General features: G+C 39.2%; 18 protein-coding genes. All 18 read left to right on the top strand.

Annotated elements, in window-relative coordinates; genetic code table 11:
• The first annotated feature begins 64 nt into the window (after positions 1–64).
• The 18 genes from KHA95_RS03670 to KHA95_RS03585 all read left to right on the top strand — a co-directional run bounded on the left by KHA95_RS03670 (position 65) and on the right by KHA95_RS03585 (position 17,325).
• On the top strand, positions 65–910 hold the full coding sequence (locus KHA95_RS03670; protein ID WP_213136086.1) for a mechanosensitive ion channel family protein: 846 nt from the start codon (positions 65–67) through the stop codon (positions 908–910).
• A gap of 3 nt (positions 911–913) precedes the next feature.
• Positions 914–1,111: a DUF951 domain-containing protein gene (locus KHA95_RS03665; RefSeq protein WP_213136085.1), complete on the top strand. Its 198-nt coding sequence runs from the start codon at positions 914–916 to the stop codon at positions 1,109–1,111.
• 114 nt (positions 1,112–1,225) lie between these two features.
• Positions 1,226–2,326, top strand: coding sequence for a redox-regulated ATPase YchF (gene ychF, locus KHA95_RS03660; RefSeq protein ID WP_213136084.1), 1,101 nt, complete (start codon positions 1,226–1,228; stop codon positions 2,324–2,326).
• Between the two features lie 302 nt (positions 2,327–2,628).
• Complete coding sequence (locus KHA95_RS03655) at positions 2,629–3,765, top strand: thiolase family protein (RefSeq protein WP_213136083.1); 1,137 nt, start codon at positions 2,629–2,631, stop codon at positions 3,763–3,765.
• 116 nt (positions 3,766–3,881) lie between these two features.
• A complete protein-coding gene (locus KHA95_RS03650) occupies positions 3,882–4,223 on the top strand; it encodes a DUF378 domain-containing protein (protein WP_213136082.1) in 342 nt (113 codons plus the stop codon).
• Positions 4,224–4,366: 143 nt separating this feature from the next.
• Complete coding sequence (gene rpsF / locus KHA95_RS03645; RefSeq protein ID WP_213136081.1) at positions 4,367–4,654, top strand: 30S ribosomal protein S6; 288 nt, start codon at positions 4,367–4,369, stop codon at positions 4,652–4,654.
• A 60-nt stretch (positions 4,655–4,714) separates the two neighbouring features.
• Positions 4,715–5,245, top strand: a complete 531-nt coding sequence (gene ssb / locus KHA95_RS03640; RefSeq protein WP_213136080.1) for a single-stranded DNA-binding protein — start codon at positions 4,715–4,717, stop codon at positions 5,243–5,245.
• Between the two features lie 20 nt (positions 5,246–5,265).
• A complete protein-coding gene (gene rpsR / locus KHA95_RS03635) occupies positions 5,266–5,502 on the top strand; it encodes a 30S ribosomal protein S18 (protein ID WP_213136079.1) in 237 nt (78 codons plus the stop codon).
• 205 nt (positions 5,503–5,707) lie between these two features.
• Positions 5,708–7,138, top strand: a complete 1,431-nt coding sequence (locus KHA95_RS03630; RefSeq protein ID WP_213136078.1) for a sensor histidine kinase — start codon at positions 5,708–5,710, stop codon at positions 7,136–7,138.
• On the top strand, positions 7,131–7,820 hold the full coding sequence (locus tag KHA95_RS03625) for a response regulator transcription factor (protein ID WP_481748400.1): 690 nt from the start codon (positions 7,131–7,133) through the stop codon (positions 7,818–7,820). Before KHA95_RS03630 ends, KHA95_RS03625 begins: the two co-directional genes overlap by 8 nt.
• A gap of 197 nt (positions 7,821–8,017) precedes the next feature.
• Positions 8,018–8,509 (top strand): hypothetical protein, encoded by a 492-nt coding sequence (locus KHA95_RS03620; protein WP_213136077.1) that lies wholly within the window; start codon positions 8,018–8,020, stop codon positions 8,507–8,509.
• A gap of 464 nt (positions 8,510–8,973) precedes the next feature.
• Positions 8,974–9,915 carry a YybS family protein gene (locus KHA95_RS03615; RefSeq protein ID WP_213136076.1) on the top strand — a complete coding sequence of 314 codons (942 nt, stop codon included), beginning with the start codon at positions 8,974–8,976 and terminating at the stop codon, positions 9,913–9,915.
• A 23-nt stretch (positions 9,916–9,938) separates the two neighbouring features.
• Complete coding sequence (locus KHA95_RS03610; RefSeq protein ID WP_213136161.1) at positions 9,939–11,912, top strand: DHH family phosphoesterase; 1,974 nt, start codon at positions 9,939–9,941, stop codon at positions 11,910–11,912.
• On the top strand, positions 11,909–12,358 hold the full coding sequence (gene rplI / locus KHA95_RS03605; RefSeq protein WP_213136075.1) for a 50S ribosomal protein L9: 450 nt from the start codon (positions 11,909–11,911) through the stop codon (positions 12,356–12,358). Before KHA95_RS03610 ends, rplI begins: the two co-directional genes overlap by 4 nt.
• A gap of 164 nt (positions 12,359–12,522) precedes the next feature.
• Positions 12,523–13,890 (top strand): replicative DNA helicase, encoded by a 1,368-nt coding sequence (gene dnaB / locus KHA95_RS03600; RefSeq protein ID WP_213136074.1) that lies wholly within the window; start codon positions 12,523–12,525, stop codon positions 13,888–13,890.
• Between the two features lie 333 nt (positions 13,891–14,223).
• Positions 14,224–14,418: a hypothetical protein gene (locus tag KHA95_RS03595; protein ID WP_213136168.1), complete on the top strand. Its 195-nt coding sequence runs from the start codon at positions 14,224–14,226 to the stop codon at positions 14,416–14,418.
• A gap of 324 nt (positions 14,419–14,742) precedes the next feature.
• Entirely contained in the window at positions 14,743–16,140 is a 1,398-nt protein-coding gene (locus KHA95_RS03590) for a YfcC family protein (protein ID WP_213136073.1), read from the top strand.
• A gap of 24 nt (positions 16,141–16,164) precedes the next feature.
• Positions 16,165–17,325, top strand: coding sequence for a M20 metallopeptidase family protein (locus tag KHA95_RS03585; protein ID WP_213136072.1), 1,161 nt, complete (start codon positions 16,165–16,167; stop codon positions 17,323–17,325).
• Positions 17,326–17,685 lie beyond the last annotated feature (360 nt).

The following is a 17,685-nucleotide window of genomic DNA, read 5'->3' as shown; positions in this document are numbered from 1 at the left end:
GATTCCAGTGTTTTGTCAACATATGTTAAAATAAGCTAAGGATTTTAATAAAAGGTGTGATTGTATGAAGGAAGAGCCAATTGATTTTGAAGAGCTATCTTGGTTTCGAGAAAAGTTAATGGATACTGACATGTGGCTAGGCTTTGGATGGAAAGCTGTAAAGATTATTCTGATCATTATTTTGGCTGGTGCTGTCATTCGCATTGGAAGAAGTATGATTGGAAACATATTGAAGGGGAAGAGAAGAAATCATATTAAGATGTCAGAAAGAAGGGAAAATACCCTTGTAAAACTACTGCAAAATATTGTTACGTATGTTGTTTCGTTTATTGCAATAGTGACGATTCTTTCGACATTAACGATTGATATTACTGGTTTGCTTGCGGGAGCTGGGATTTTAGGACTTGCGGTTGGTTTTGGTGCGCAAAGCCTTGTGAAAGATGTTCTTTCTGGCTTTTTTATTATTTTTGAAGATCAATTTTCCGTTGGTGATGAAGTGCAGATTGGTGAATTTGAGGGGACTGTGCAGGAAATTGGCTTACGAACAACGAAGATTCTTCATTGGACAGGCAAGCTGTTTATTTTACCCAATGGCAGCATTACAAATGTAACGAATTTATCTGTTTTTAATAGTACAGCTGTCATCGATTATTCAATTAGTTATGAAGGTGACATCCATAAAGTCGAAGCGGTTATTAATCAACTTCTGCAAACAATGCCGAATAAATACGAAGAACTCCTTTCAACGCCGAAGCTGCTTGGAATCGAGCAAGTAAGTGGCTCTGATCTTGTCTTTCGCATAACGGCAGAAACAATTCCATCCAAACATTGGTATATAGAACGGCAAGTTCGCAGGGAACTAAAAATTGGGTTAGATGCTCAATTGCCGGAAAGTCAACAGGAGGGATAAAAATTGGAGAAAAAAGAATTCAATCTTTATGATGTCGTGGAAATGAAAAAGCCACATCCTTGTGGGACCAATCGTTGGCAAATTATTCGAATGGGTATGGACATCCGGATTAAATGTGTCGGTTGTAATCATAGTGTGATGTTACCGCGCAGAGAATTTACAAGGAAGGTTAGAAAGATTTTAGAGAGGCATGAGGAGTAGTCCTTCGCCTCTTAACTTGTTGCGCTTTTGTTCTTAAATCACTATAATTGTGAAAGGATAATGAGGGGGAAATGACCGTATAGCGGAGTAAGCCCCGGAAGAGGAGTGACGGAAATGGCTCTTACAGCAGGAATCGTTGGCTTGCCAAACGTAGGAAAGTCAACGTTGTTTAATGCGATTACAAAAGCGGGGGCGGAAGCTGCAAACTACCCGTTTTGTACGATAGATCCAAACGTAGGGATTGTTGAAGTTCCAGACGATCGATTACAAAAATTGACGATGCTTGTAAAACCGAAGAAAACTGTTCCAACAGCGTTTGAATTTACCGATATTGCTGGAATTGTAAAAGGTGCGAGTAAAGGCGAAGGCCTTGGAAATAAGTTTCTTTCTCATATTCGCCAAGTAGATGCCATTTGTCATGTTGTTCGCTGTTTTGCTGATGATGATATTACTCATGTATCGGGGACGGTTAATCCAATCGATGACATTGAAACGATTAATCTTGAATTGATTCTCGCCGATCTTGAATCAATCGAAAGACGAATCGAGCGCGTTGGAAAAATGGCAAGGCAAAAAGATAAAGATGCAATGTATGAATTTGAAGTCCTTTCTAAGTTAAAAGAAGCATTCGAAGCAGACAAGCCAGCTCGGACGGTAGAATTTACAGACGAACAGATGAAGCTAGTGAAAGGGTTGCATCTATTAACGAGTAAACCTGTACTATATGTGGCAAACGTTGGGGAAGATGATATTGCTGATCCGTCAGGGAATGAATATGTTCAACAAGTTCGTGAATTTGCCGCGAAAGATGATGCGGAAGTGATCGTTGTTTGTGCAAAGATCGAAGAGGAAATTGCGGAGCTTGATGATGATGAAAAGGCAATGTTTCTTGAAGAACTAGGCATTGAAGAGTCTGGTCTTGATCAGTTAATTCGTGCGGCTTATCATTTGCTTGGCCTTGCGACGTATTTTACGGCAGGAGTGCAAGAAGTACGGGCATGGACGTTTAAACAAGGAATGAAGGCACCTGAATGTGCGGGCATCATCCATACTGATTTTGAAAAAGGCTTTATCCGTGCAGAAACGGTTTCTTATGAGGATTTGCTAGCAGGTGGATCCATGGCAGCAGCAAGGGAAGCTGGTAAAGTAAGATTAGAAGGAAAAGAATATATCGTAAAAGATGGAGATGTAATCCATTTCCGATTTAACGTGTAAGGCACCTAATAGGGTGCCTTTATTTTATTTAGCGAGTTAAAAAATCAATTGTTGAATATCTTTTGAGAAGGGGGAAAATTTCGATTTCCCTTGGCAGCCGAAAAATTGGATGGACGGTAACTCGAAAGAGGTTGGAATGCCCTTGATGGCGGAAAAAGTAGCTGGATGGTAATTCGGAAGTGACTCGACTGCCTTTTGAAAATGAAATGACTGTTTAGAAAAGCTTCAATGGAAAATGGGGAAGGATTATTGCAAGGTGGGGCGAAACATACATATATGTAAGTAAAGGAGAGGAGACGGACATGAGAGAGGTTGTCATCATCGAAGCGGTAAGAACGCCGATTGGCAGAAGAAATGGTGTGCTTAGTGGGATTCGTCCAGATGAGTTGCTTGCGCTCGTATTAAAGGAGACCGTACATCGGGCGGGTATAGATTCTGCAATCATCGAAGATGTCATTGCTGGCTGCGTTACTCAAGTGAGTGAGCAAGCACCTAATATTGCGAGAATGGCCGGATTAATTGCTGGCTTTCCAGTTGATGTACCTGGAGTGACGCTTGATCGCCAGTGTGGATCGAGTGAGCAGGCAGTTCATTTTGCTTCTCAAGCAATTGCGAGTGGCGATATGGATATCGTAATCGCTTGTGGAGTGGAAAGTATGTCGCGCGTTCCGATGTTTTCCAATATAGCAGGCACAGAGCATAGTTCGCTTTTAACGGATCAGTATGAAATCATCAATCAAGGAGTATCAGCAGAAAGGATTGCCGATCAATGGGGTATTACTAGGGAAGAGCTTGATCAATTCTCACTACAAAGTCATAAAAAGGCGGTCTTCGCAATTAATGAGGGAAGATTTAACCGGGAAAGGATGTCGGTTACGATTGGAGAATCGACGATTAAAGTGGATGAAGGCCCTCGCGCACAGACATCGATGGAGAAACTTGCAGCATTGCAGCCACCGTTTGTAGCAAATGGAAAAGTGACCGCAGGTAATGCTAGCCAAATTAGTGATGGAGCAGCAGCAATTTTACTAATGTCAAAAGAAAAGGCCGAAGATCTCGGCTTGAAGCCGCGCTTTCGAGTAATCGCTCGAGCGGTTGTCGGTTCAGACCCGACGCTGATGTTAACTGGTCCCATTGAAGCGACGAAGAAAGTGCTTCAAAAGGCAAAGCTTGAGCTAGATGATATTGACTTATTCGAAGTGAATGAGGCGTTTGCGTCCGTCCCACTTTGTTGGTTAAAAGAAACAGGTGTCGATCCGAATAAGTTAAATGTGAACGGAGGAGCGATTGCGCTTGGTCATCCATTAGGAGCAAGTGGAGCAAGAGTAATGACAACACTTTTGCATGAATTGGAGAGATCAGGAAAACGCCTTGGTTTGCAAACAATATGTGAAGGATATGGAATGGCAAATGCGACTATTATTGAAAAAATAAACTGAGTCGCAACTAATTGGCAATTTTTACATGTTATAAACAGCTTCTTTCTTCAAAAAATAGAACGGAATCATGAGCAATCATGTTCTTGGTTTCGATGAAGAGGAAAGGAGTAGATCATGTGAAAACGTTACGACGAATTGCATTAGCCTTAGTCGTCATTGGAGCGATAAACTGGGGGCTTATTGGGTTATTCGGATTTAACTTAGTTGGTGCAATCTTTGGAAATGGAGGCTTCGCCAGATTTATTTACACATTAGTCGGAATTGGCGGTATTATATGTATTGGGCTCCTCTTTAATGCTGATACAGTCGACGTTCCTGCGAGGGAAGAAAGTCAAGGTTTTACTAATACGAGCTATGCAACAGAATTTGCTGAGGAACCAGATCTTGAACGATTATACAATCCTTCAAGGGATGCGTATGAAAATGAGGATATTGAAGATGAAGATGAATTAGTGTAAGGAAAAACCCGACAATTTGTCGGGTTTTCATTTGCAATGATAAGACCTATATGATATAATTTTTCATTGTGAGTAATGAAAATTGCTCCTTGCCCTTTTTATACCAAAAAGGGCCGCATAGTCCATAAGGAGGTGACTGAACGATGAGAAAGTACGAAATTATGTACATTATTCGCCCGAATATCGAAGAGGAAGCGAAAACTGCTGTAGTTGAGCGTTTCGATAACATCCTTACATCTGAAGGCGCAGAGATCATCGAATCAAAAGATTGGGGTAAGCGTCGACTTGCATACGAGATTGAGGATTTCCGTGACGGTTTCTACCGTTTAATCCAAACGAATGCAAAACCTGAAGCTGTTCAGGAATTCGAGCGTCTTGCGAAGATCAGTGACGACATTATCCGTCATATTGTAATTAAAGACGAAAAATAAACATGATATGTTCCACGTGAAACATTTTATAAAGAGTAAAGCGGGAAGAGGTTGATTCTGATGATGAACCGAGTTGTATTAGTAGGACGATTAACAAAAGACCCAGATTTGCGCTACACTCCTAATGGAGTACCAGTTGCAACATTTACGTTGGCTGTTAACCGCACTTTTTCGAATCAACAGGGGGAGCGGGAAGCCGACTTCATTAATTGTGTTATTTGGCGTAGACCTGCAGAAAATGTAGCTAACTACTTGAAAAAGGGTAGCTTGGCTGGTGTGGATGGTCGAATCCAAACTCGAAATTATGAAGGTCAAGACGGCAAACGTGTATATGTGACGGAAGTAGTTGCAGACAGTGTTCAATTTCTTGAGCCTAGAGGTGCTGCTTCACAAGATCGCGGTGGCGACTTTGGAGGAAACCCATTCGGTGGTGGAACCCAATACGGTGAACCCCAAAGAAGTCAAAACAACTCCTATGGCCAAAATCAGAATCAGCAGCGCGGCAATCAAGGCTATACCCGTACAGATGAAGATCCGTTCTCAAATGATGGACAACCGATCGACATTTCAGACGATGATCTTCCATTCTAAAGTAAAAGGAGGTTTTTACTATGGCAGGTGGACGCAGAGGCGGACGCAGACGTCGTAAAGTGTGTTTCTTCACTTCAAACGGAATTACACACATCGACTATAAAGATGTAGACATGCTTAAAAAATTCATCTCTGAACGCGGAAAAATTCTTCCACGTCGTGTGACTGGAACAAGCGCGAAGTACCAACGTAAATTGACAAGAGCAATTAAACGTTCTCGTCAAATGGCACTTCTTCCATTCGTTTCGGGTGAATAATAAATATTAAAAAGAGTAGCACATCATGTTGCTGCTCTTTTTTTGTGCCTGTTACCACCCGTATATTTTCGAAACCATCGACAATAGCGGAGAAGTGACAGGCACTATTTTGTTACTTTATAAAAATTTAATCATTTGTTTAGCTTTTCTTCCCTTTTAACCAGTACAATGAATATTGATTCCATTACAATTGAGGGAGATTTCTATGTCTATACGTAAACGGTTTTTTCTTTCACATGCAGCGATGATTTTGACACCGATTATTGTAATTGTATTCATCGTATTTTTAATACAAGTTGTTCTTAATAGTGAATCAGAATGGAATAATCGCACACAAGAGAGAACCAGTATAGATCTTTATAATCGTTTGAAGAAGACAGCATTTCTGGAACAAGAAAAATTATTTGACAGAGAATATTTGGACTCCATCGCTACGCAGTTATTAAAGGAAAATAATTATTTAATCGTTCGTAAAGGGGATACGCTAGTATATACAACAAATTCAATAGAGATGTTATCAAATCAAGATTTACCTGTTTTTAATAGTGAGGAGCTTAATGCAGCTGATGGTTGGATTAATAGCTCGCATTTTTCTATAAAGCAATACGATTTTTATTTTAAAGACGAGGTGGAGGGGTCAATTTTTCTTTTAAAGAATAGCTCTTCTTTTAATAAAATGGCCAGGGTGTTGTTTCCAATTTTGTTCATTAGCTTGATTTTTACTCTGATCCTCACTAATGTTCTTCTATCTTATTTTATGTCGAGAATTATTTTGAAACCTGTTCAGGAGCTTTCTGAGGCGGCTGAAAAAATAAGTAAAGGGGATCTTAATTTTAAAATGGAGGTTCGGGGAAAGGATGAATTGAGTAAGCTTACTCAAACATTCGATTCTATGCGAGCGCAGCTAAAGGAATCGCTGGAATATAGAGATAAATATGAGAATAATCGTCGGGAGTTGGTTGCCAATATATCTCATGATTTGAAAACACCAATTACCTCAATTATCGGGTATGTAGAAGGAATCCAGGATGGCGTTGCTAATACATCAGAAAAGCGCAAGCAGTATCTAGATACTATTCATAAAAAGGCAATATATACGAATCAATTAATCGAAGAGCTTTCCTTATATTCTAAATTGGACATGAAAAGGGTTCCCTTTAACTTTGAAAAAGTAAAGGTCCAAGCATTTATAGAAGATTATGTTAATGAGGTAGAAGATGATCTCTATGAAAAAGGGGTTAGATTATTTTTACAATCTCGAGATATTCATGTGGATGTTTTACTTGATCGAAATAGCATGGTTCGCGTGCTTAATAATGTCATTTATAATAGCGTGAAATATTTAGATAAAAACCAAGGTCAAATTGAAATTTCAATTTCTAACCAAGGGGAATGGATTCAAGTGAGCATCAGTGATAATGGACCAGGCGTGTCTGAGGAGCAGCTCGGCACTATTTTCCATCGCTTTTACCAGGCGGACCCTTCGAGAAGTGCAGGGGGAAGCGGACTTGGACTCGCCATTGCCGCGCAAATTATTGAAGCGCATGGTGGATCCATTTGGGCAGAAAATAAATCTACTGGCGGACTTGTTGTTCACTTTACACTAAAAAAATTTAAGGATGATCGTAATGGGTAAGTCGATTTTGATTATTGAAGATGATGAGAGTATAGCTGAATTGGAAAGAGATTACTTGGAGATTGAAGGCTTTCAAGTGGAAATCACTATAGAAGGAAAGAGCGGATTAGAGAGAGCTTTAAGTAATGAGTTTGACTTAATTTTGCTTGACTTAATGCTGCCCAACATGAGTGGATTTGATCTTTGCAAAAAGATTAGAAGCCATACCAATATTCCCATATTAATGGTTACAGCTAAATCTGAAGATATCGATAAAGTTCGCGGTTTAGGGTTAGGAGCGGATGACTATATTGTGAAGCCGTTTAGCCCAAGTGAATTAGTCGCACGGGTAAAAGCCCATCTTGCCATTTATGAGCGACTTGTACATGTGAAGAGGCCTACTGAAGAAGTGGAAGTACGCAGTTTGCGTATTAATATATTATCTCGGCAAGTATTTATGCAAGATAAAGAAGTAGAAATGACCAATAAGGAATTCGAATTGCTAACATTTTTAGCCACTCATCCAAATCAAGTATTCTCAAAGGAACAGTTATTTGAAAGAATATGGGGACTTGATTCAATCGGGGATAATGCAACGGTTACTGTCCACATTAAACGAATCCGGAAGAAAATTGAAAAAGGCTCCACAGATTCTCAGTATATCCAAACGGTATGGGGATCTGGATATAGATTTAATAAATAAGATCACAATCACATTATCCCTTTGACGGATGGAGTGGTTGTTTTTTGTATGAAGCCGGAAAGAATACCGCATGTTCGATCAGCAGATACGCGATTTCAAAAAATATTAATGAGTATTTTAGAAAAAGTTTATAAATGCTTTAGGCCATGTTCAGTTTTGCTTAGTAAACTTAAAACTGTCGACGAGGAGGTGAAAATGTGAAGATTTCATTAACATCCAGGCGATGGTTGCTCATTATTCATATTTTGTTTTCGGCAATTATGTTTGGAAATATGGTAACTTTCCTTATTTTAAGTATCACGATTGCTACAACGGAAGATTCAAGCCTAATTGTAAGTTGTTATAAAGTGATGCATATACTATCTAATTCATCTATAAAAGCATCTACAATTGGTACAACGATCACGGGCATTCTGCTTTGCATTTGGACGAATTGGGGATTGTTTAAATATAACTGGATTATTGTAAAGGAAATTCTCACTTTATTGCTTATCGGCTTGAACGTGTGGGGTATGTACGCTTGGACTTTAGATGCATTAAATGGGGTAGGGGCCGAAAGACTTTGGGGCGCAAATCTCAGTCTATGGACTGGTATTATTCTACAAATTGTTTCCCTCATTTTCATATTTGCAATCTCGATTTTCAAACCGTGGGGTAAAAGAAAGATACAAAAAGCACCAGTTAAATAAACCAATCAAGGAACGTTAATTAATCAAAAGAATGGAGGAACCGATATTCATGCACATTATACCAGTTTTTCCTTTTATATTTATTGCATTCATCTTCACGGCTATTGTTATTTGTAGACGACAACGGGAGCATGAACATACGTCATTTAACCCAATGACCATATTGGAAACTCGTTTCGTGAACGGAGAAATCGATAGTGAAGAATATGCAAGGATGAGATCAGTACTGAAGCAAAGTCGTAGTAAAAAGACTAGAAACGATTAAGTAAGTGTCTGTCACCGCCTGATTTTCCATTCGTTGTTTAGGGGAATAATAAATATAAAAAGAGTAGCACATCGCGTCGCTGCTCTTTTTGTTTTATCTATTTCTCTTTTTCTTAAAGCGAATCTTGCAGTAAAGTTGAATGATGGGCGAATCATCGGTAAAATAAGAAGGTATCGATTAGGTTAGAAGAGGTGAAAGAGTGAATAAAACTCGAATGCTTACAGAAGGAGCAATGATGCTGGCAATCTTTACTGTATTGCTCTGGATTTCTATATACGTTCCAGTCATTATGATCATTGTGCAATTGATATTAATCTTGCCCTTCCTTCTATATAGCAGCAAATATCCATTAAAATCTGCCATACTTTTGCTTATTGGTTCAATAATGATTTCGTTTTTAGTAGGCCCATGGATTGCCACCGTACCATTCACAGTGTTATTTGGCACAACTGGAATGATGGCAGGGTATGGAGTTAGAACGGGCAAAAGCAAAATAATTATTTATATCTCTTCAAGCATCGTCTTTCTTTTTAATTTAGTGCTCGGCTTTGCGATTGCATCGAAATTCTTTCAAATTCATTTTTTAGATGAATTAACACAGATGTTACGCTCTTCAACAAGCCAGTACATAGAAGCTCTTGAAAAGCTAGGACAAGCACCGCCTGCGAATTTACAAGAACAAATGAATGAAATGATTTCAATGATTGGATCAATGGCTCCAAGCTTATTAATTGGAACCGCATTTTTCACTGTTTGGCTAATATTAGTCATCAACTTGCCAATTGTTAAGCGACTTGGGGTTGATGTTCCGAAATTTGAGCCATTTCGTAAGTTAAGATTTCCCAAAAGTGTATTATGGTATTATTTAATTGCACTGATTTTAACATTGGTGATGAATCCAGAAGAGGGTACATATTTATACATGGTACTGATCAACGGAGCGTTTATATTGCAAACCCTTTTAGTGATTCAAGGACTATCATTTATCTTTTTCTTTGCTTATGAAAAAAAGTGGCCAATGATTGTACCGATTATCGCAGTTGTGTTGACATTCATTATGCCAATCTTCCTTTCCATCGTAAGGATGTTAGGTATAATTGAAATAGGCTTTGATTTAAGACAGCGTATGGGTAATAAATGAAAACTGGAGAAGGAGCTGAAGGGATGCCTTCATATTTAAATCAACAAAAGCTGCGCTATCCTTTATATGGCATCATGGCTATATCAGCGATTCTTTTAGTGTTTATCAGTCTGCAACGCTGGTGGCTAGCCATAATCGGAGCCGTGCTTCTAAGTGTGCTCATTTATTCCATGTTTATCATTGAAAAAGAAATGGTGAAAGCAACAGAGGAATATATTACAACATTGTCATATCGAATTAAGAAGGTTGGCGAAGAAGCGCTTATGGAAATGCCAATTGGAATTATGCTTATTAATGATGAGTATTACATCGAATGGACTAATTCCTTTATGGCATCTTCCTTTAATGAGAACACACTTGCCGGCCGATCTTTATATGACGTAGCAGAAACGATCATTCCGATTATAAAACAAGAAATTGAATCGGAAATCGTGAATCTAAATGGGAAAAAATTTCGTGTTCATTTTAAACCGGAAGAGCGGCTCCTGTACTTTTTTGACGTTACTGAACAAATTGAAACGGTTAAAAAGTATGAACGTGAACGAAATGTGATTGCGGTTATCTTTTTAGATAACTATGACGATGCTACACAAGGAGTGGATGATCAGACGAGAAGCGGATTAAACAGTACGGTGACATCTTTGCTAAATAAATGGGCGCTAGATCACGGGATTTTCCTTAAACGTATATCGTCTGATCGATTTGTCACTTTATTAAATGAACAAATTTTGCAAGAGCTGGAAAAAGAGAAGTTTTCTATTTTAGATAAAGTAAGGGAAGCAACAGCGAAGGAAAATATCCCGCTTACGCTTAGCATTGGTGTTGGACTTGGGGAATCTTCATTACCTGAATTGGGTGTTCTTGCACAATCAAGTCTCGATTTAGCTTTAGGTCGTGGTGGTGACCAAGTAGCGATGAAGTTGCCGAATGGAAAGCTGAAGTTCTATGGTGGAAAAACGAATCCAATGGAAAAGCGGACACGTGTGAGAGCAAGAGTCATTTCCCATGCATTAAAAGAATTAATGGTTGAAAGTGACCATGTTATTGTAATGGGACACAAATATCCTGACATGGATGCGATTGGGTCAGCGATTGGTATTCGTAAAGCAGCCGAAATGAATCAGCGTGAGGGCTACATTGTGATCGATTTTGATGAAATTGATACAGGAGTTAAACGCTTAATTGAAGAAATGAAAAAGGATCCAGAATTGTATTCTTGGTTAGTCACGCCAGAAGAAGCAAGTGAGCTAATGACTGACAATACATTGCTCGTCGTTGTTGACACACATAAACCATCGCTTGTGATTGATGACCAATTGCTAAATAAAACCGATCGGATTGTTGTGATCGACCATCATCGCAGAAGCGAAGATTTTATAAAAAAACCATTGCTTGTTTATATGGAGCCGTACGCTTCATCAACGGCTGAACTTGTGACTGAGCTACTTGAATATCAGCCGAAGGGAAATAAAATCAATTCATTGGAAGCAACGGCGTTGCTGTCGGGAATTATCGTTGATACGAAAAGCTTTACATTAAGAACAGGGTCAAGGACATTTGATGCTGCCTCTTATTTACGAGCCTTAGGTGCCGATACTGTGCTGGTCCAAAAGTTTTTGAAAGAGGATGTCGCAACGTATATTAAACGTTCAAAGCTCATAGAAACGGTTGAATTTTATGGAGATGGGATTGCGATTGCCACAGGGGACGAAGACTTAGTGTATGATCCGGTCATCATTGCTCAAGCGGCAGATATATTGTTGACGATGAATGGAATCACTGCATCGTTTGTCATCTCTAAACGTAAGGAAGATGTTGTGGGTATCAGTGCCCGGTCGCTTGGAGAAATAAATGTTCAAGTAATTATGGAAGCTCTTGGCGGCGGTGGCCACTTATCAAATGCAGCGGTTCAACTGCCCGGGGTTCAAATCATTGAAGCTGAGCTATCATTAAAACAAGCGTTAGATGAATATCTGGAAGGGAGTCAATTATCATGAAAGTAATTTTTTTACAAGACGTAAAAGGTAGAGGAAAAAAAGGTGAAGTGAAGGATGTCGCGGTTGGTTATGCGCAAAACTTTTTAATTAAAAATGGGCTTGCGGTTGAAGCGACTCCTGGCAATATGAAAAATTTAGATAATAAAAAGAAAAAAGAGCAAAAGCTTGCAGATCAAGAGTTAGCTGAAGCGAAAAAACTGAAAGAAACGATTGAAAGCTTGACGGTGGAATTGAAGGCGAAATCAGGTGAAGGCGGCCGACTTTTTGGATCAATTACAAGCAAACAAATTGCTGATGAATTGAAAAAGGCACATAAAATTACGGTTGATCGCCGCAAAATTGTCCTTGATGATGCGATTCGTTCATTAGGAGTAACAAAGCTACCGATTAAACTTCACCCTCAAGTAACAGCAACAGTGACTGTCCATGTAAAAGAAGAAAACTAAAATTACCATATTTAAAATAGGTAATCCATGATAGAATAGATGTAGATAAAAAATGTGATCTGGTCCTGGCCGATCACATTTTTTCTATGAGTGTATGGACGAACATAGTATAGATAGATTCGTAGAGTTACCGCCCATTCATAGATTTATGGAGGTGGAGAAGTGTGAGTGACTTATTTGCGGATCGAATCCCACCGCAAAACATCGAAGCAGAACAAGCGGTGATTGGGGCGATTTTCCTCGAACCGCCGGCATTAATATTAGCATCAGAAATTCTTATTCCAGACGACTTTTATAAAAGTGCACATCAAAAAATCTTTGATGTGATGTTGAAATTAAATGAGCTTGGCAAAGCTGTTGACTTAATTACCGTAACCGAGGAGCTTGCAGCCGCAAAAATGCTGGAGGATGTTGGGGGAGTTTCGTATTTAAGTGAAATTGCTGTTTCCGTACCGACAGCAGCAAATATCGGTTATTACGCTCGCATTGTTGAAGAAAAGGCATTATTACGCCGCTTAATTCGGACAGCGACAAATATTGCAACGGATGGTTATACGCGAGAAGACGAAGTGAATCAGCTTCTAGATGAGGCGGAGAAGCAGATTATGGAGGTAGCTCAGCGTAAAAATGCTGGAGCATTCCATGATATTAAAGACGTGCTTGTACGTACGTATGACAATATTGAACTTTTGCATAACCAAAAGGGAGATGTTACTGGAATTCCAACGGGGTTTAATGAGCTCGATCGGATGACGGCAGGCTTCCAGCGCAATGATTTAATCATCGTTGCCGCCCGTCCATCGGTAGGGAAAACCGCCTTTGCTTTAAATATTGCGCAAAATGTTGGAACGAAAACAGGCGAAAATGTAGCGATTTTCAGTTTAGAGATGGGGGCTGAACAGCTCGTCATGAGGATGCTTTGTGCGGAAGGCAATATCAATGCACAAAACTTACGTACTGGTAGCTTAACAGATGATGATTGGAAAAAGCTAACGATGGCGATGGGAAGCTTATCGAACTCAGGGATATACATTGATGATACACCGGGAATAAGAATTGGCGAAATTCGTTCAAAATGCCGCCGGTTGAAGCAAGAACATGGGCTAGGAATGATTTTAATTGACTACTTACAGCTCATTCAAGGAAGTGGTCGTTCATCCCAGGAGAACCGTCAACAAGAAGTATCGGAAATTTCCCGTTCATTAAAAGCTTTGGCACGTGAATTGGAAGTCCCGGTTATTGCCTTATCTCAGCTTTCTCGTGGAGTAGAGCAAAGACAAGATAAACGCCCAATGATGTCTGACATTCGGGAATCAGGGAGTATTGAGCAAGATGCCGACATTGTTGCCTTTCTATATCGTGATGATTATTATGACAAAGAATCGGAGAATAAAAATATCATCGAAATCATTATTGCTAAGCAGCGTAATGGTCCTGTCGGTACCGTACAATTGGCGTTTGTAAAAGAATACAATAAATTCGTCAATCTTGAATATCGTTATGATGATTCAGCGGTCCCTTCTGGGGCATAACGGACAAGTAATCATGTAGCTATATAATATAGCTGATGAACGAATGGATTAAAATATAGATGAAGAAGACGACTTAAAGTTCAATTTTGAGTCGTCTTTTTTCATGGTTCATTTTAGAAAAAACAATTGAACATCCTTATTTAACAATAATTACAGGTATATGTTTTGTTTAGAGGATTTATTTCGATTGTTAATGGATATTTACGTTTTATTTAAGTCGTTTGTAATGTGAGGGAATTCGACAAACATTTATAATCAAAGAAATTATGATGACTGTACCTTTAAAAGAAAGGGGGGAAGAACAACCAACTTACCATTAAGGGGGAGAATAATTTGAAACGTATTTGGAAAGTATTAATTCCTATTATGACGATTATGTTTGTTACAGCTTGTGGAACGGATCAGGAGATGGATCCCGGTGAGCCGGTTGATATTGATGTAAACTCAGACGAACCAGCTAATAATATTGAACAGGAGCCTTCAATGGGGGATCCAAGTAATCAAGACTCTGAAGAATCAACTGAGTAAATAATACTTAGCTTAAGCCTTCCTTAGCATTGTCTTTTGCGAGGAAGGCTTATAACATTAATTATCAAATCAAGTACGATGCTGCCGATTGGCACTTCCCCAATTAATACTCCTTTTATTATATTTCAATCATCTATTAATAATTTCATCTTGAAAATTAACAAAATAGTGAATAATTGATTATTTTATTTAATTTGGCCTATCCCCTGATTTTATAAGGATCTCAAAATTTTTTCTTGCTATTTCAATGAATATTGATTACACTAAAATGCATAATTATTCTTATTCAGCAGGATAAATACATGAAGAGTGGAGTCTTTTATAATGAGTCAACAAAGCAGTAAACAAGTAAAATCTGCGGGCAAAAACATTAACGCCTTCGTTTTAATTTTTTGCGTTATGATTGTCGCAGCAATATTAACATATATTGTCCCAGCAGGAGAATATGAAAGGATTGAAGTGGACGAGCGTACGATCGTCAATCCAGAGTCGTTTCAATTTGTAGAACAATCGCCAGTTGGATTTTTTCAAATTTTTACGAGTATCCATTCAGGAATGATTGCGGGTGCAGGAATTATCTTTTTCGTTTTAATGATCGGCGGGGCATTTGGTATATTAAAAGCAACCGGTGCGCTTGATGCCTTCATCGTCGCAATTACAAAGAAATTGGCAAATAAAGAACTTATGCTTATTCCAGCTTTGATGCTGTTTTTTGCTGTTGGCGGAACATTAATGGGGATGTCAGAGGAAACAATTGTTTATGTAGCGATCGTTGCGCCACTTGCAATAGCTCTTGGCTTCGATTCAATCGTTGGATTTGCAATTGTTTCTTTAGGGGCAAATATTGGGTTTCTTAGTGCTGTCTTAAATCCATTTAACGTTGGTGTTGCCCAAGGGATTGCTGAATTGCCCACGTTTTCGGGAATGGGGCTTCGTCTCATTATGCTTGTTACATTTTACATAGCGGGTGTTATTTATGTTTATCGCTATGCGAAAAAAATAAAAGCTCAGCCTGAATTACGTTATATTGGACAAACAGGGAATACGACCGCTCTTAATCAAGAACTAAAATTAGAAACGAGGCATAAATGGGTATTAATCGCCTTTTTATTTAATTTTGTTTTCCTTATTATTGGAGTGTTAAAGTTTGATTGGTATATTACAGAAATCGCAGGTGTGTTTTTATTATTTGGAATTTTAATTGGCTTTATTGGAAAATTATCTCCGAGCAGCATTGCCGATCACTTTATAGCTGGAGCAAAGGATATCGTTGGCGGTGCACTAATTATTGGTTTTGCGCAATCGATTCTTGTCATTGTTCAAGACGGAAAATTAATGGATTCTATTTTATATTTTGCTTCTTCCATATTAAATCAATTATCACCAGCGTTTAATGCAATTGGTATGTTTGTTGTCCAGCTCTTTTTAAACTTCCTTGTACCATCTGGAAGCGGACAAGCCGCGCTAACAATGCCGATTATGACCCCGTTGGCTGATTTAGTCGGAGTAACGAGGCAAACGGCAGTACTTGCATTTCAACTTGGTGATGGAATCACCAACTCAATTTTTCCAACTGCAGGTGTATTGATCGCAGGTTTAGCTGTGGCTGGCATTCCTTATACAAAATGGTTCCGTTGGGTATTGCCATTTGTTATGATCGAAATTATTTTAGGGATTATCTTTCTACTCATTGCTCAAGCAATAAATTATGGGCCATTTTAAAAGAAATTCGAAGGAGGAGTTCTTGTGCTACAAACATCATTAGTAGATGCAAACTTAAAAGCATGGGCAATTGAGCAACGCCGGCATTTTCACATGCATCCTGAACTTTCAGGACAGGAATTTGAAACGGCTGCATACGTAAAAAAAATATTAACTGAATTTGACCTTCCGATTGATGAAACGTATTCCGCACCAAATATTGTTGCCTTTTTGAAAGGAACAGAAGGAAAGAAAACAATTGCCCTAAGAGCGGATATGGATGCTTTGCCGATTATAGAAGAAGGAGAAAACAAACCGTATATTTCTAAAAATCACGGCGTTTCACATGCGTGTGGGCATGATGGACATACGGCAATTCTTCTAGCAGTTGCTAAATGGATGAGCAGCAATCGCGATAAAGTGAAAAACAATATTAAGTTTATTTTCCAAAGCTCAGAGGAAGCTTCACCAAGCGGGGCGGAGCAGCTTGTAAAAGAAGGCGTACTTGATGACGTCGATTCAATTTTTGGAATCCACCTCATTCAAAATCTTGAAATGGGCAAGATTGGTTTTGCTGAGGGACCAGCGATGGCGTCATGCAATGACTTTGATATAGTGATTAAGGGTGTTGGCGGTCATGGCGGACAGCCTCAAGATGCAATTGATCCGATTTATATCGCTTCACACCTCATTCAAGCGTTCCAATCGGTCGTTAGCCGAAGTCTTCATCCCCTTCATGCGGGTGTGATTTCATTTGGCGGCATTCAGGCGGGGAATTCATATAATGTTATTCCATCTGAGGCAAGATTAACAGGAACGATTCGCGCGATGACATACGAAGCGGCTGATCTTATGTATGAACGGACAAAGCAACTAACAGAATCAATTTGTGCAAGTTTTGGAGCGACAGGTCAATACGAATATATTAAAGGTACACCACCACTTTATAATCATCCGGAGGCTTGCGCTTATGCCAAAGAAATGATTGCACAAACATTTGGAGAAGATGTTTTTACAGAGATGGATCCATCCATGGGTGCCGAAGACTATGCTTATTATTTAAAAGAAAAAACAGGGGCATTTATAAATGTCGGAATGCAAAGTGAGAAAAGCCAATATCCCCATCATCATCCGAAATTTGATATTGATGAAGATGCGATTCCAACTGCGATTGAGCTAATGATTCACTTAGCATTAAATAAATAACAAAAACGCAGATAATGATGATATAACATGAAAAAGAAGGTACTCTCCAGTAATTCCTTAAAATGAAGCAGATGGAGAAAAACAAACTGAAAAAGTCCTTCTAATTCAAGGATCTATTCAAACTGTTGATTTTCGCTCCAGGCGGACGTTTACCGCGGGGCGAGCGGTGAGCTGCTTCGGGCAACAGGATGTTGGTCACGCACACGATGTGGCGACTTTAGGCTTCGTTCCTAGGGCCTCTCCTGTCTCGCACATCCCGCTGGTGTCGCCGCCTTCCGCTCCAATCAACGGAATCTGCAAAAAATTCACTTTCAGGCTAATGGAGACAGGATTAAAAAAGGGATAATTATCGTATGAATT

This window comes from Bacillus sp. FJAT-50079, from assembly GCF_018343515.1.
Lineage (GTDB): Bacteria > Bacillota > Bacilli > Bacillales > Bacillaceae_C > Lederbergia.
The sequence above is the reverse complement of the archived record's forward strand: the minus strand, read 5'-3'. Positions and strand labels throughout refer to the sequence as shown.

Bases quoted from the DNA above. Each gene is read 5' to 3' on its own strand.
- KHA95_RS03670 (WP_213136086.1), top strand. From the start codon at position 65: ATGAAGGAAGAGCCAATTGATTTTGAAGAGCTATCTTGGTTTCGAGAA.
- ychF (WP_213136084.1), top strand. From the start codon at position 1,226: ATGGCTCTTACAGCAGGAATCGTTGGCTTGCCAAACGTAGGAAAGTCA.
- KHA95_RS03655 (WP_213136083.1), top strand. From the start codon at position 2,629: ATGAGAGAGGTTGTCATCATCGAAGCGGTAAGAACGCCGATTGGCAGA.
- rpsF (WP_213136081.1), top strand. From the start codon at position 4,367: ATGAGAAAGTACGAAATTATGTACATTATTCGCCCGAATATCGAAGAG.
- ssb (WP_213136080.1), top strand. From the start codon at position 4,715: ATGATGAACCGAGTTGTATTAGTAGGACGATTAACAAAAGACCCAGAT.
- rpsR (WP_213136079.1), top strand. From the start codon at position 5,266: ATGGCAGGTGGACGCAGAGGCGGACGCAGACGTCGTAAAGTGTGTTTC.
- KHA95_RS03630 (WP_213136078.1), top strand. From the start codon at position 5,708: ATGTCTATACGTAAACGGTTTTTTCTTTCACATGCAGCGATGATTTTG.
- KHA95_RS03625 (WP_481748400.1), top strand. From the start codon at position 7,131: ATGGGTAAGTCGATTTTGATTATTGAAGATGATGAGAGTATAGCTGAA.
- KHA95_RS03610 (WP_213136161.1), top strand. From the start codon at position 9,939: ATGCCTTCATATTTAAATCAACAAAAGCTGCGCTATCCTTTATATGGC.
- rplI (WP_213136075.1), top strand. From the start codon at position 11,909: ATGAAAGTAATTTTTTTACAAGACGTAAAAGGTAGAGGAAAAAAAGGT.
- KHA95_RS03590 (WP_213136073.1), top strand. From the start codon at position 14,743: ATGAGTCAACAAAGCAGTAAACAAGTAAAATCTGCGGGCAAAAACATT.